Origin of the sequence: Methylobacterium sp. DB0501, from assembly GCF_011043735.1 — a bacterium.
GTDB lineage: Bacteria > Pseudomonadota > Alphaproteobacteria > Rhizobiales > Beijerinckiaceae > Methylobacterium > Methylobacterium alsaeris.
This window is the reverse complement of sequence record NZ_JAAKGV010000002.1, coordinates 224,440-237,488: the sequence shown is the minus strand read 5'-3', so window position 1 is coordinate 237,488 and position 13,049 is coordinate 224,440. Positions and strand designations below refer to the sequence as shown.

The 13,049-nt window shown below is 72.7% G+C and carries 12 protein-coding genes; 4 read left to right on the top strand and 8 right to left on the bottom strand.

Features of this window, described 5'->3' with window-relative positions; genetic code table 11:
- Nucleotides 1-278: 278 nt before the first annotated feature.
- From G4G93_RS04940 to G4G93_RS04925, 4 genes are read right to left on the bottom strand one after another with little or no spacing between them, the layout of a single operon-like run.
- Nucleotides 279-755 carry a hypothetical protein gene (locus G4G93_RS04940; protein WP_165081760.1) on the bottom strand — a complete coding sequence of 159 codons (477 nt, stop codon included), beginning with the start codon at nt 753-755 and terminating at the stop codon, nt 279-281.
- 43 nt (nt 756-798) lie between these two features.
- Nucleotides 799-2,106 (bottom strand): NAD(P)/FAD-dependent oxidoreductase, encoded by a 1,308-nt coding sequence (locus tag G4G93_RS04935; protein ID WP_165081758.1) that lies wholly within the window; start codon nt 2,104-2,106, stop codon nt 799-801.
- Nucleotides 2,107-2,122: 16 nt separating this feature from the next.
- The gene (locus G4G93_RS04930) at nt 2,123-2,677 is read right to left on the bottom strand and encodes a hypothetical protein (RefSeq protein WP_206289526.1); all 555 of its coding nucleotides are present in this window, start codon (nt 2,675-2,677) and stop codon (nt 2,123-2,125) included.
- A 24-nt stretch (nt 2,678-2,701) separates the two neighbouring features.
- Nucleotides 2,702-4,519 carry a hypothetical protein gene (locus G4G93_RS04925; RefSeq protein WP_165081756.1) on the bottom strand — a complete coding sequence of 606 codons (1,818 nt, stop codon included), beginning with the start codon at nt 4,517-4,519 and terminating at the stop codon, nt 2,702-2,704.
- A 165-nt stretch (nt 4,520-4,684) separates the two neighbouring features.
- On the opposite strand from G4G93_RS04925, the gene G4G93_RS04920 reads away from it, so the two are divergent.
- Entirely contained in the window at nt 4,685-6,187 is a 1,503-nt protein-coding gene (locus G4G93_RS04920) for an NAD(P)/FAD-dependent oxidoreductase (protein ID WP_165081754.1), read from the top strand.
- A 122-nt stretch (nt 6,188-6,309) separates the two neighbouring features.
- Here the strand turns inward: G4G93_RS04920 and G4G93_RS35485 are convergent, their stop codons facing one another.
- The gene (locus G4G93_RS35485) at nt 6,310-6,408 is read right to left on the bottom strand and encodes a DUF2243 domain-containing protein (RefSeq protein WP_246736548.1); all 99 of its coding nucleotides are present in this window, start codon (nt 6,406-6,408) and stop codon (nt 6,310-6,312) included.
- A 183-nt stretch (nt 6,409-6,591) separates the two neighbouring features.
- Nucleotides 6,592-7,971 (bottom strand): peptidoglycan-binding domain-containing protein, encoded by a 1,380-nt coding sequence (locus tag G4G93_RS04910; protein WP_165081752.1) that lies wholly within the window; start codon nt 7,969-7,971, stop codon nt 6,592-6,594.
- A 42-nt stretch (nt 7,972-8,013) separates the two neighbouring features.
- Here G4G93_RS04910 and G4G93_RS04905 point away from each other — a divergent pair, with 42 nt between their 5' ends.
- Complete coding sequence (locus G4G93_RS04905) at nt 8,014-8,322, top strand: hypothetical protein (RefSeq protein WP_165081750.1); 309 nt, start codon at nt 8,014-8,016, stop codon at nt 8,320-8,322.
- 275 nt (nt 8,323-8,597) lie between these two features.
- Nucleotides 8,598-9,764, top strand: coding sequence for a complex I NDUFA9 subunit family protein (locus G4G93_RS04900; protein ID WP_165081748.1), 1,167 nt, complete (start codon nt 8,598-8,600; stop codon nt 9,762-9,764).
- Between the two features lie 264 nt (nt 9,765-10,028).
- Here the strand turns inward: G4G93_RS04900 and G4G93_RS04895 are convergent, their stop codons facing one another.
- Nucleotides 10,029-10,811, bottom strand: a complete 783-nt coding sequence (locus tag G4G93_RS04895; protein WP_165081746.1) for an SDR family oxidoreductase — start codon at nt 10,809-10,811, stop codon at nt 10,029-10,031.
- Between the two features lie 173 nt (nt 10,812-10,984).
- The gene (gene argH / locus G4G93_RS04890; protein ID WP_165081744.1) at nt 10,985-12,376 is read right to left on the bottom strand and encodes an argininosuccinate lyase; all 1,392 of its coding nucleotides are present in this window, start codon (nt 12,374-12,376) and stop codon (nt 10,985-10,987) included.
- Here argH and tlpA point away from each other — a divergent pair.
- The gene (gene tlpA, locus G4G93_RS04885; RefSeq protein WP_165081742.1) at nt 12,375-13,019 is read left to right on the top strand and encodes a thiol:disulfide interchange protein TlpA; all 645 of its coding nucleotides are present in this window, start codon (nt 12,375-12,377) and stop codon (nt 13,017-13,019) included. The genes argH and tlpA overlap by 2 nt on opposite strands.
- Nucleotides 13,020-13,049: the final 30 nt, after the last annotated feature.

Sequence of the window (13,049 nt, the reverse complement as noted above, 5' to 3'; positions counted from 1 at the left end):
CGGACGATGCCTTTCGGACTTCGCCACACCAGCCCGCGCGGTAGAGCCGGAGGCTGCCCACGTTTGAGCGAAGCCGACTTCCGCATGGCGAACGCGATGGCGCAGCAATCGCCGAGCAAGCGATCGGACGTCGTCTGAGAGCCCGCCTGACCTAGTCGACGGTCTTCACACACTCCCCGTCATTCCGGGGCGCGTAGCGGCGCCCGGAACGGCACGGTGGATTTGATAGCGGTAGAGACCAATCAAGCAGGCTTTGACAGCGGCTCGTTTGCGCGCCCCTACTTCCCCGGCGCCGCATCGCTCGCCGTGGTGAACGTTCCCTCGAACCGGCCGCGCTGGGTGTCGGCTGCGCAGGCGACGGTGGAGCGGCCGGGCGCGGAGGCCGGGAAACGGCAGGAGCCGACGGTCATCAAGGTGTCGCGGGTGATGCCGCCGTCGGCCGTCTTCACGGTGAGGATCACGGCGCTGACCGGCTGGAGCGCGTCGACGCCGACCTCCTCCTGGCGGTCCTGCGGCATGCCGGTGCCGCTGAAGCTCACGGTGGTGCCGTCGCTCGAGGTGAAGTCGAACGAGGTGCGCCGGCCCTGGACCATGTTGACGAGGCTGTCGCTGCAGGTCGGGCTGACGTCCTTGCCGGCGATGACGAGCTTCTCGCAGGCGCCCTTGAGCACGTTGCGGGTCAGCGGCTGGGCATGGGACTCGACCGTGCAGGACAGGCCGAGGAGGAGCAGGAGGGTGAGGACGCGTGTGAGCATGGCGGGAATGTAGGGAGCCCTCGGCGCAATCCAAATGGGGATTTCAGTGGAGCGCGGCGGCGATCGCATCCGCCGCCCGCTCGCCCTCCGCGAAGGCGCCGCCCGCCGTGCCCCATTGCTCCCGCGACAGGGCCTCGCCGGCGAACCAGACCCGCTCGCCCACCGCCTCCTTCAGGAGGTCGCGGGCCGTCGTGTGGCCCGGCGGCACCACCGCCCAGGAGCCGCGCGACCAGGGATCGTGGCGCCACTCCGTCACCGCCGGCACCGCCAGGTCGCGCAAGGCGCCGCGGCCGACCTGCTCCGTCAGGGTCTCGCGCACCAGCCGCCGCGCGCCGTCGGCCCCGGCGCGGGCGGCGTCGAGGCGGTCGGCCATCGGCACGTCGAGCTCGAAATAATGGAACGGCGTGCCGTCGACCCGCGTCAGCAGGCCCGGCGGCTGGAGACGGCCGCCGATCAGGCTCGCCAGCCGGTCGCGGCCCTGGAACGGCGAGGACGGCCAGTGCAGGACGACGTGCTCGTAGATGCCGGTCCGGAACCCGTCGATCGCCGCGCGGAAAGGGTCCGGCAGGTCCGGGGCGAAGCGGAGCGCGGGGGCGGGCTCCTGCATCACCATCATCGGGGCGGTGACGAGGGCGGCGCGGGCCGTCAGGGTGCCCCGGCTGCCGAGATCGAGCCGCACGCCCTCCCCTGCCCAGTCGAGGGTCGTGACGGGCGTGGAGAGCGCCACCGGCAGCCCGGCGGCGAGGCGGGCGAGGTAGGCGCCGTAGCCGCCGGCGATGAAGAAGTTGTCGCCGTATTCCATGCTGGGGAAGTCGTGCAGGCTCACCTCGGTCAGCGGCCGGCCCGAGACGAGGCCGTGGACCAGGGCGACCCGCCGCCCCCAGGGCCCGAGGCCCGGCGGCAGGGCGCCGGCGGCGGGCCGGTCCTCGCCGTGGAGGCGCGCACCGTCGGTCATCGCCCGGTCGGCGACCGACCAGGCGCGGCCGAAGGCCAGCTCCTCCGCCGGACGGCCGGGACGGCGTCCGACCCAGAAATGGCTCTCCTGCGCCGCCCGGCGCAGCGGCTCGCCGCGTTCGAAGCCGAGCGCCACCAGCGGGTTGATCGGCCCGGCATGGAGCCAGTGGGCACCGAGATCGACCGGGTGGCCGCGCAGAGGCGTGGTGACGGTGCGGCCGCCGAGGCGCGGGCGCGCCTCCAGCAGCGCCACCGACAGGCCGCGGGCGAGGAGCCGGCGCGCCGCGCCGATCCCGGCGGCGCCGGCGCCGATCACCGCGACGTCGGGGGCGGTCGGCAGGGCCGCGAGGGGCGGGACGGCAGTGGGCTTCAAGTGGTCGTGAGCGGCACGCGGCATCCCGTGATCCTTGCGGTTACCCTTGCTTCGCTGCGGTGCCGGTCGCCGCCGCGATCGCGGCGAGCCAGCGGGCCAGCCGCGCGCGGCTCGTCGCCGGGACCGGACAGCCGACCTGGCTGCGAATGTAGAGCGCGAGGCTGGACCGGCCCTCCCCGCGGCCGACGATCTCGACCGTGACGGTGTCGGGGCAGCGCAGCCATGCGGTGCGGGCGACGTAGCGGTCCTGCTCGCCCCAGGCATCGGTGAAGACCAGCGCGGTGCGCGGCTGGCGCTCGGCCACCGCCCGGACGATCTCGCGCAGGCGCGCACCGGCGACCGGGTAATCCGGCGGCACCGCATCGGCTTGCGCGCGGGGGCAGACATCCGGCGCGCAGGCGAGGGCGTCGCGGCGGGAGGGCGCGCGGCGCAGCGCTGCGAAATCGACCGGGCCGAGATCCGGCGCCCCGAACAGGGCGATCCAGACCTCGTCGATCCCACCGGGCTCCTCGCCGCGGGCGACCGCCGTCGCGAAAACGGCCAGGGCCGCCAGGACGAGGCCGAGGAGGACGAGGCCTGCGAGCCGTCCGATCACCGATGCTCCCTCACCGAGGCTCCTTCACGGCGCCGGCCGGACTCGCCAGACACGCAAGGGGGAATCCTGCACCGGCACCGGCTCCAGCCCGGGCGGCAGGACCTCGCCGCGCCCGAGGCGGGCGGCCAGGCTCGGCGCCTCGCCCGCCGTCGCCGGCGGCGCGCAGGCCACGATGTAGTCCGCGCCGACCCGCCGCGCCACCGCCGCCGTGGCGGCCTCGTCCCGGAACGCCTCGAGCGAAGCCGCGAGGCCCGGCAGCGCCCGGTGGTAGGGCGCCGCCACGACGGAATGGTGGCCGTGCAGAAGCAGGCCGGGGCCGAGATCGATTTCAGCGAGAATCAGCCCCGGCGGCAGGACGTCGAGGGCGGCGATCGAGCGGCGGTCGCTGCAGCTGCGCCAGGCGGCGTGCTCGGCCGCGAACGTGGTACCGGCGCCGGCGAAAGCCTGCGGGAGCGAGGCGAGGAGGACCCAGAGCTTGCCGCACAGGGCGAGGCTCAAGGTCAAAGCGGCGAGGCGCCGGCGCGGGCCTGCCTCCGGCACGCGCAGAAGCGCGACCGCCCGGTCGAGGACCGGGCCGGCCACCAGGGGCACGAAGGCGCCGGCGACGTAGAGGCCACGAAACTGCGTCGCGCCGAGGACCGCGCCGAGGCCGAGCGCGCCGGCCGTCGCGGCCATCAGGGCGCGCTCCTCGGCATGCCGCCCGCGCCAGGCCCGGAAGCCGGCCGCGACGGCGCCGATCCAGACCGGCAGGTGGCCGGCGAGGACAGCGTCGGGCGCGATCCGGACGAGCTGCCAGACCGGGAGCATCTCGCGCACCTTCACCAGCCATTCCCGGCGCACGAGATCGGGCATGCCGGTGAACGGCCCGGCGGCGCAGGCCGGGAACAGGACGAGAAAGCCTCCGATCGCGACGCCGCCGCAGGCGGCCAGCACGGCGAGCCGTGCGCCCCTCCCCCCGGGAACGAGGGCGGCGATCCCGGCGGTGACGGCCGCAGCGGCCGAGAGCCACAGCCAGGGCGGCGAGAGGGCGTCGCAGGCGGTGGCCGTCCACAGGGCGGGCGCGGTCTGGAGCGCGAACAGGAACGGGGCGACGAGCCCGAGGGCGAGGCCGAAGCCGAGGAAGGGCGGCAGGGCGGCGCGCCCGTCGCGCAGCCAGAGGAGCGCCAGGACGAGGCCGGCCCCGGCGATGAAGGGCAGGGCCTCGAGCCCGACCGCCAGCGAGAAAGCCGCCAGCACTCCCGCGACGGCGCCGTCTCGCCCCGTCGGGGCCGGCCGGGCGAGGCGGAGGACCAGGGCGAGGATCGCGCAGATCTGGACGTTGTGATGGTCGATCCGGCCGGGGGCGAACAGGCCGGTGACGAACACCGCCTGGCCCGCCGCGAACAGCGTGAAGGCCGCGGCCCGCCAGCCGAAGACCCGGCGGACGCCGCGATACAGGATCGCGGCGTAGAGGCCGAGCAGCGTCAGCGGCCACAGCAGGGCGGCGATCCCCTCCGCCAGGACCGGCCCGGCGACGGGACGGGCCAGGAGGACGAGGCCGGCGATCGGCGCGTCGACGAGGCGCGACCAGTGCATCGGCGGGGCGCCGGCGTGGCGGTGCTGGGCGAGGTCGAACCAGGGCTGGCCGACGACGAGGTCGCGCACCTCGATCATCCGCATCGCGTCGTCGGTATCCGGCAGGCGCAAGTCGCGCAGGACCGCCAGGAGATCGGGCCAGGACAGCACCCCGGCGACGCTCGCCAGAACGATGATCCAGACGACGGCCGGCCGCTCGAACGGCGAGCGCTCCACCGCTCCGGCCTTCTCTCCGGAGCCGGCCTGGGGAAGCGGGGCGGCAAGCATGGCGATGTCCCGGCGGCCCTCGATCGAGGCGTGATCCGGCGTCGCATGCCCGCCCTTACCCCCCGGTTAGCAGGGGCGGTTGAGCGGTTCTTTACCATCCGGCCGGTAAAGCTCGGGGAGAACCCTTGTGCGTCGCGGCCGAGCCGCCCCGGAGTAGCCCGAGCGATGAGCCTTCACACCGAGACGCTCGTGATCGGCGCGGGCCCGGCGGGCCTGACCGCCGGCTACATGCTGGCCAAGGCCGGCCGCGACGTCGTGGTGCTGGAGCGCGACGCGGAACAGGTCGGGGGCATCAGCCGCACGGTCGAGTACAAGGGTTTCCTGTTCGACATCGGCGGCCACCGCTTCTTCTCGAAATCGAAGGAAGTGGTCGATCTCTGGAACGAGATCCTGCCGGACGACTTCATCGAGCGGCCGCGCCTGTCGCGGATCTACTACAAGGGCAAGACCTACGCCTACCCGCTCAAGGCGTTCGAGGCCCTGCGCAACCTCGGGGTCGTCGAGAGCACGGCGTGCGTCGCCTCCTATCTCTGGGCCCGGGCGCGGCCGATCCCCGAGCCGAAGAGCTTTCACGACTGGGTCCGCAACCAGTTCGGCGAGCGGCTGTTCTCGATCTTCTTCAAGACCTACACCGAGAAGGTGTGGGGCATGTCCTGCGACGACATCTCGGCCGACTGGGCGGCCCAGCGCATCAAGGGCCTCGACCTCGGCGCGGCGATCCGCGACGGGCTCAAGCGCTCGCTGGGCCTGCACCGGCGGGCGGCCGCGGACGGCACGGTCATCAAGACCTTGATCGAATCGTTCCGCTATCCCCGCCGCGGCCCCGGCATGATGTGGGATGCCGCCGCGGCCGCGATCCGGCGGAACGGCGGCCGGGTGGTGCTCGACCGGCGGGTCGATACCCTGTCCTACGATGCCGGCACCACGCTGTGGACGGTGAGCGCCCGGCGCCAGGACGGCAGCCGCGAGACCTACACCGCCCGCAACGTCGTCTCCTCGGCACCGATCCGCGAACTGGTCGGGGCGATCCGCCCGGCGCCCTTGAGCACCTTCCAGGCGCGCTCCCTGCGCTACCGCGACTTCGTCACCGTGGCGCTGATCGCCCGCGCCAAGGACAGTTTCCCGGACAACTGGATCTACGTCCACGACCCGGCGGTGAAGGTCGGGCGGGTGCAGAACTTCCGCTCGTGGTCGCCCGAGATGGTGCCCGACGAGTCCTATGCCTGCCTCGGCCTCGAATATTTCTGCTTCGAGGGCGACGGGCTGTGGAACGCCCCGGATTCCGAGCTGATCGCCCTCGCCCGCCGCGAGATCGGCCTGATCGGCCTCGTCGACCCGGCCAGCGTCGTCGATGCCTGCGTGGTGCGCCAGCCCAAGGCCTACCCGGTCTATGACGACGCCTACCGGGCCCACGTGGCGACGATTCGCCGGGACCTCGAGGGCAGCTTCCCGACCCTCCACCTCGTCGGCCGCAACGGGATGCACAAATACAACAACCAGGACCACGCGATGATGACCGCGATGCTGACGGCGCAAAACATCCTCATCGGCGAGCGGCGCTACGACGTCTGGAACGTCAACGAGGATGCCGAATACGCCGAGGCCGGGCTGTCGGGAGCGCGGGAGGCCCTGGGCAGCGAGCGGATGGTGCCGCGCAAGGTGGCGTGACCGCCCACGATGCCGACGGATTCAGCGCCGGCCCCCGCAACAGAAGGCCGCCCGCCCCCGCCATGTCGGCTCCCGGGCGAGGAAGCCGGCATCAAACCAAGCCCAGGCCCAGGCGGCCAGGCTTAAGCGGAGCAGGGCACCGTCTCGTTGACGTGGTGCACGCCCAGGATCCGGTGGTCGATCGTCCCCCCTAGCAGGCTGAATGCCGCCCAGCCGTGCAAGCACGGCCCCGGCGAGCGCCCGCCATCATACGGGGCGAACGGCAGAGAGCTGCGTCCGTTGCAAGGAGCCGATTGTCCGGGCCGCCTTGACGGAGACGTAAAGGCGGCCCGGGCTCGAAGGTGGCTTAGGATCAAAGGTGGCTTAGGATCAAAGGTGGCTTGGGGGGCAAAGATGGCTTGGGGTCAGCGCGCCGCGATCGGCTGCTTGACCGGGACGGGTGGAAGCAGCCGGTCGATCTGAGCCGGGGAAAGCCGGCCGGTCGCCGGGGCGCCGAGCCCGCGCTGGAACTTCGCGATCGCCGTCCGGGTCTCCTCTCCCGGCCTGCCGTCGGTCTTGCCGGCGTAATGCCCGGCCTTGGTGAGCACCTGCTGAATCCGCCGCCACTCCTCCGGCTGCAGGGCCGCCTCGGTCCGCGCCGGCAGGGCGACGACGGTCATGGCCGCCGGCGTTCCGGTGCCCGCTTCCTTGATGCCCAGACCCTTGCTGGCGGAATCCTTGCCGCTGGCATCCTGCCCGGCCGTCCCGGCAAGCGACACCTTGAGGACGGCGAGCCGGCCTTTGATCTCGGACAGGGCCCGGTCGGCCTCGGTGCCGCCGCTGGCGAGATCGACAAGGCGCTCCCGCTGCCGGGACAGCTGGTCGCGGGCGGCGTCGATGCCGCGGGACGTCTCTTCGAGGCCGCCGATCGTGCCGGCAAGCCGCTGGATCGCCTCATGGTTGGTCTGCGCGGTGCGGCCGAGCTCCGAAAGCCGGTCGGCGACCTGCCGGATCCCGGTCTCGCCCTCGGTCCGGGCCGCCTCGATCCGGCCGACCTGCTCGGCGATCTCGGCGCGCAGGGCGGCCCGGGCCGATTCACCCTCGGTCCGGGCGGCGTCCAGCGCCTCGCGCTGCTCGGCAATCTGGGCCCGCAACGCCGCCATCTCGCGGGTCGCCGCCTCGATGCCCGCCCGGGCCTCGGCCGCGCCGGCCTCCGCCGCTTCCTTGGCCGCCGCTGCGGCCCGCCATCCCTCCTCGTCGGCCTTCGCCGCGCGGCGCAGGCCCTCGATCGAGGCGCCGACGAGGTCGAGCTCGCCCCGGCGCCGGACGACGTTCAGGTCGAGCGCCTCCATGTCGGCATCGAGACGGCGCGACCGTGCCGCGAGGTCGCGTCCCAGCGTCTCGCTCTCTCCCAGGGCGGCGAGGCGGACCGCGCCGGGGTCGTGGTCCTCGGTCCCGACGCCCTCCCGCAGGCCTCGGCCCGCCTGCGCCAGGACCGCTTCGACCGTGCCCGCGGTCTCGTCGCGCGACAGGAGCACGGCCGCTCCGGCGAGGAGGAGGAGCGCGGCGGCCGCCAGGGCGGCGCGCAAGCCGCGGGTTCGGGGCGGCCGCCCGGCCGGCGCGGGGACCGGCACGGGGCCGGACCGGTCCTCGCCCGCCGAGGGCCCGGCGCCCGTGAGACAACCGGCATCACGCAGATTGATCAGGATCTGCACGCATCCCTGGATTTCCCGCAGGGTCACGAGCAGGCATTCCTTGTCCTCGGCCCGCAGCATGCTGAGCGGGAGGGCGTGCGCGGCCTGCATCGCGGCCCCGAGATCGGGGTCGATGTAGCGCGAATAGACGGGATGCTGCAGCAGGCATCGTGCGACGACGGAATATTTGCTCCTGATGGCGTAAAAATTGTCATCCTGGAAGCCGTTATTGATGAAACGCGCAACATCGACCAGCTCTGCCAATTCACCAGCGAGAATTTCAAGGTCGTCGTGTCGTCGAACGGGAACGACGGCGCGTTTCCCGGCGAGGCGGCGCAGGACCCAGCACGCGGCAATGAACAAAAATATGCCGGCAACGGCCGCGACAGCGAGAGTCTGCCTGTCCGGATCCATGCCATATTCCCCCAGCCATTAGTTTTTCTCCTACGACATGGTAGATGACCTTAGGTCCTTTTCAAGGATATTTTTATGAATTCGTCCGCGAATCCGTTGCGCCGGCCGCGAGGATGTGAATCCGGCCGGTTCGGCGTCGCGCCGGGCCGGCCGTCCCGCCCCCGTCGCCTCGGATGCGAGCGGCCGCGGCGAGCATCCCCCGGCCGCGACCCGGACGGGCGCGGCGCAAAGCGCTTCACAGGGCCCGCCCCCTCGACTAAGGAGCCGACAAGAATTCCTGCATAGACCGCTCCAGCCGAGACCCGCGGAAGGACTCCACGACCATGACCGGCTTCGACCATGTCGGCCTGACCCGGCCCGCCTCGCAGCTCGTGACCGTGTTCGGGGGATCGGGCTTCCTCGGCCGCCACGTCGTCCGGGCGCTGGCCAAGCGCGGCTATCGGATCCGGGTGGCGGTGCGCCGGCCCGACCTCGCCCAGTTCCTCCAGCCCCTCGGCCGCGTCGGCCAGATCGTCGGCGTGCAGGCGAACCTCCGCAACCCGGCCTCGATCGTCCGGGCGGCGGAGCACGCCGACATCGTGGTCAACCTCGTCGGTATCCTGCAGGAGAGCGGCAGCCAGAGCTTCCAGCGCCTCCAGGCCGACGGCGCCGCCGAGGTCGCGCGGGCGGCGGCGGCGGTGAACGCCCCGCTGGTCCACGTCTCGGCCCTCGGCGCCGACGCGCATTCGGCCTCGGCCTATGCCCGCTCGAAGGCGCTCGGCGAGGCCGGCGTGTTCGCGGCGCGGCCCGACGCCATCGTCTTCCGCCCCTCGATCGTGTTCGGGCCGGGCGACAGCTTCTTCAACCGCTTCGCGTCGCTCGCCCGCATGCTGCCGGTGCTGCCGCTCGCCGGCGCCGGCGCACGGATGCAGCCGGTCTTCGCCGGCGACGTCGCCGAGGCGATCGCCCGCGCGGTCGAGGGCCAGCTCCAGGGCGGCCGGGTCTACGAGCTCGGCGGGCCGGAGATCCTGACCCTGCAGCAGCTCGTCGAGTACACCCTGAAGGTGACGATGCGCAGCCGCATCGTGCTGCCGCTGCCGGCCCCCGCCGCCCGGCTCCAGGCCCGGGTGATGGAGATCGTCGACACCGCGACGCTGGGCCTCCTGCCCGACACCCTGAAGCTCACCCGCGACCAGGTCACCCTGCTCCAGAGCGACAACGTCGTGTCGGAGGCCGCGAAGGCGGAAGGCCGCACGATCGAGGGCATCGGCATCGCCCCGACGGCGATCGAGGCGGTGGTGCCGGGCTATCTCTGGCGCTTCCGCAAGGCCGGCCAGTTCGCCACCGGCCGCGGCACCCCCGAGATGGCCGCGACCCCCGACCTGATGGCCCCCGAGCCGATGGGCCCGGGCTCGCAGCACCACCCAGGCGATGCGAGCGGCCCGGCGGTGGGGCAGCTCGCGGCGGGGGCCGGCCCGGCACCGGGGGTGCGCTGGGGCAAGCGGCAGTAACCCGGCGCGGCAGGGTCTCGTGAAGAAGGGCGGCTCCGAGGAGCCGCCCTTTTTCTTGCCGCCCTCCTTCGGACGGTCGTAGCGTCGGCGGAGGGAGATCCGGGATCAGGCACCGGAGGTGGTGCGACGCGGCCTGCCACGCGGAGGCTTCGCGACGTCCCGCGCGGGATCCCGGATCGCGTTCCGCTGTCGCCGCACCCGCCCGGGAATGGGCGGCGGCAGGACGACGTACGTCCCGCCCCATTCAGTCTCAGGCCGACATCCTCAGATCGACCGCACGGCCCCGCCGTCGACCCTGACCATGCTGCCGGTGACGTAGGAGGCGCGCTCGGAGGCCAGGAAGCACGCCACGTCGGCGAATTCCTGCACGCGGCCGTAGCGCTTGGCAGGAATCGCCGCCCGGGCGGCCTCGGCGATCTCCTCGCGGGACTTGCCCTGGGCCTTGGCGTTGGCGGTGTCGAGCTCGCCGGTGCGGTCGGTCTCGATGCGGCCGGGCAGGATCATGTTGACCGTGACGCCGTCGGCCGCGACTTCCGCCGACAGGGTCTTGGCCCAGCCGGCGATCGAGGCGCGCAGCGCGTTCGACATCACGAGGTTCGGGATCGGCTGCTCGACGCCGCTCGAGGCCACCACCACGATGCGGCCGAAGCCGGCCTGGCGCATGCCCGGCAGGACGAGGCCGGCGAGGCGGAAGACCGGGGTCACCATCGCCTCGAACTGGGGCGTCCAGGCCTCGGGCTGGACCGTGAGCGCGGTGCCGGCCGGCGGACCGCCCGTGTTGGCGATCAGGATGTCGACCCCGCCGAGATGCTCCTTCGCGGCCGCAAAGATCGCCTCGACATTCTCCTTCAGGCTGCCGACGAAGGCGTGGGCGCGGCCCTGGCCGCGGGCGTTGATCGCCGCCACCGCCTCGTCCAGGCGCTCGGCCGTGCGGGCGGTGAGCAGCACGTTCGCCCCCTCGGCCGCCAGGGCCTCGGCGATGCCGCGGCCGAGCCCGCGGCTGGACGACAGGACGAGGGCGCGCTTGCCCGTGAGACCGAGATCCATGGTGTTTCCTCCCGTGATGGTCGAGCTTGCTTGTCGGTCGAGCTTGCTTGGGTTCGCCAGGCACTAACACACGCACCGTCGCCATCCCACCCGAGACCTCGTCCCGACGTGCTGCCGCTTGCAGCGCGTCGGGAGGAGGGTCGGGACGGGACGAGCGGGGTGAAGGAAGCCGCTCAGGCCGTTTGGCCGGCCAGGCGCTTCAGCCAGCCTTCCGCCTGCGCCCGCACGTTGTCCGGCGCGGTGCCGCCGTAGCTGGTGCGGCTCTTCACCGAGTTCTCGACGCCGAGCACCGCGAAGACCGCGTCGGTGATCCGCGGCTCCTCCGCCTGCATCACCGCGAGCGGCAGCGCCTCGAGCCCGATGCCGCGGGACGAGGCCTCGCCGACGAGGCGCCCCGTCACGTGGTGGGCATCCCGGAAGGGCAGGCCGAGTTCGCGCACCAGCCAGTCGGCAAGGTCGGTGGCGGTGGCGTAGCCGGAGCCGGCCGCGACCTTCAGGACGTCCGGCACGGGCTCCAGGTCGCGCACCATGCCGGCCATGGCGGCCAGGCACAGCGAGAGGGTCTGGAGCGCGTCGAAGGTGCCCTCCTTGTCCTCCTGCATGTCCTTCGAATAGGCGAGCGGCAGGCCCTTCATGACGATGAGCAGGCCCGACAGCGCGCCGATGATCCGGCCGGACTTCGCCCGCACCAGCTCGGCGGCGTCGGGGTTGCGCTTCTGCGGCATGATCGAGGAACCGGTCGTGAACCGGTCCGACAGCTTGACGAAGCCGAACTGGGCCGAGGTCCAGACCACGATTTCTTCCGCGAACCGCGACAGGTGCACCGCCGCGATCGCCGCCGCCGAGAGCGCCTCCAGGGCGAAGTCGCGATCGGCCACCGAATCGAGCGAGTTCGCGGTCGGCCGGTCGAAGCCGAGGCTGCTCGCGGTGGCGTGGCGGTCGATCGGGAAGGACGTGCCGGCGAGCGCCGCGGCACCGAGCGGGCACTCGTTGAGGCGGGCGCGGGCGTCGCGGAACCGGCCGCGGTCGCGGTTCAGCATCTCGACATAGGCCAGCAGATGATGCCCGAAGGTGACCGGCTGGGCCGATTGCAGGTGGGTGAAGCCCGGCATCACCGTACCGGCATGCTTCAGCGCCAGCTCGGCCATCGCCAGCTGCAGGTCGGCGGCCTGGCCGTCGAGGGCGTCAAGGGTGTCGCGCACCCACAACTTCATGTCGGTGGCGACCTGGTCGTTGCGCGAGCGGGCGGTGTGGAGACGGCCGGCCGAGGGGCCGACGATCTCGCGCAGGCGGCTCTCCACGCTCATGTGGATGTCTTCCAGCTCGCGGCGGAACTCGAACGAGCCGGCCTCGATCTCGCCCTGGACGGCCTTGAGCCCGGCCTCGATCTTCGCCACATCCTCGGCCGGCAGGATCCCCGCCTTGCCCAGCATCGCCACGTGGGCCAGCGAGCCCCGGATGTCCTGGGGGGCGAGGCGCTTGTCGAAGCCGATGGAGGCGTTGATCTCCTCCATGATCTCGGCGGGGCCGCTCGCGAAGCGCCCGCCCCACATCCGGTTGCTCATGTCCTCACCTCGCCTCGCATCCTCGCGGACCACCCGCCTCGCCCTCGCAGGGGGGCTCGTCGCCGTCCTCGGCCTCGGGGCTGCCCTATACGGGCTTGGCGACCGGAGCAACGGCGGCGCCTGCCCGCTCGGGGTCGCCACCGCCGCCCGCGTCGCGCCGCTCGCCCGCGGCGAGGTCGCGGCGCTCCAGGTCGCCCCCGACCCGAAGCCCGCGCCGGCCATCACCTTCACCGGGCCGGACGGGCAACCGAGGACCCTCGCCGACCTCAAGGGCCGGACCGTGCTCCTGAACCTGTGGGCGACCTGGTGCGCGCCGTGCAAGGCGGAGATGCCGGCCCTCGACCGGCTCCAGGGCGCACTGGGGGGCCAGGATTTCGAGGTGGTGGCGCTCAACCTCGACACCCGCAACCCCGACCGGCCGCCGCTCTGGATGAAGGAGAACGGGATCACCCGTCTCGCCTATTATTCGGACCCGGCCGGGCGGGCGCTGCCGGCGCTGCAGACGATCGGCGACGTCGTCGGCCTGCCCACCACCTTCCTGATCGATCCCGCCGGTTGCGAGATCGGCGTGATGAAGGGCCCGGCGGAATGGGCGAGCGGGGACGCGGTGACGCTGGTGCGGGCGGCGCTCGGGCGGCGGTAGCATCCGTGCGTTGATCCAGCACTCGATTCC

Excerpts from the sequence above, each read along its gene's own strand:
- G4G93_RS04920 (WP_165081754.1), top strand. The coding sequence starts at position 4,685 with ATGAGCCTTCACACCGAGACGCTCGTGATCGGCGCGGGCCCGGCGGGC.
- G4G93_RS04895 (WP_165081746.1), bottom strand. The coding sequence starts at position 10,811 with ATGGATCTCGGTCTCACGGGCAAGCGCGCCCTCGTCCTGTCGTCCAGC.
- G4G93_RS04940 (WP_165081760.1), bottom strand. The coding sequence starts at position 755 with ATGCTCACACGCGTCCTCACCCTCCTGCTCCTCCTCGGCCTGTCCTGC.
- G4G93_RS04925 (WP_165081756.1), bottom strand. The coding sequence starts at position 4,519 with ATGCTTGCCGCCCCGCTTCCCCAGGCCGGCTCCGGAGAGAAGGCCGGA.
- tlpA (WP_165081742.1), top strand. The coding sequence starts at position 12,375 with ATGTCCTCACCTCGCCTCGCATCCTCGCGGACCACCCGCCTCGCCCTC.
- G4G93_RS04935 (WP_165081758.1), bottom strand. The coding sequence starts at position 2,106 with ATGCCGCGTGCCGCTCACGACCACTTGAAGCCCACTGCCGTCCCGCCC.
- G4G93_RS04910 (WP_165081752.1), bottom strand. The coding sequence starts at position 7,971 with ATGCAGGCCGCGCACGCCCTCCCGCTCAGCATGCTGCGGGCCGAGGAC.
- G4G93_RS04905 (WP_165081750.1), top strand. The coding sequence starts at position 8,014 with ATGCTGCAGCAGGCATCGTGCGACGACGGAATATTTGCTCCTGATGGC.
- G4G93_RS04900 (WP_165081748.1), top strand. The coding sequence starts at position 8,598 with ATGACCGGCTTCGACCATGTCGGCCTGACCCGGCCCGCCTCGCAGCTC.
- argH (WP_165081744.1), bottom strand. The coding sequence starts at position 12,376 with ATGAGCAACCGGATGTGGGGCGGGCGCTTCGCGAGCGGCCCCGCCGAG.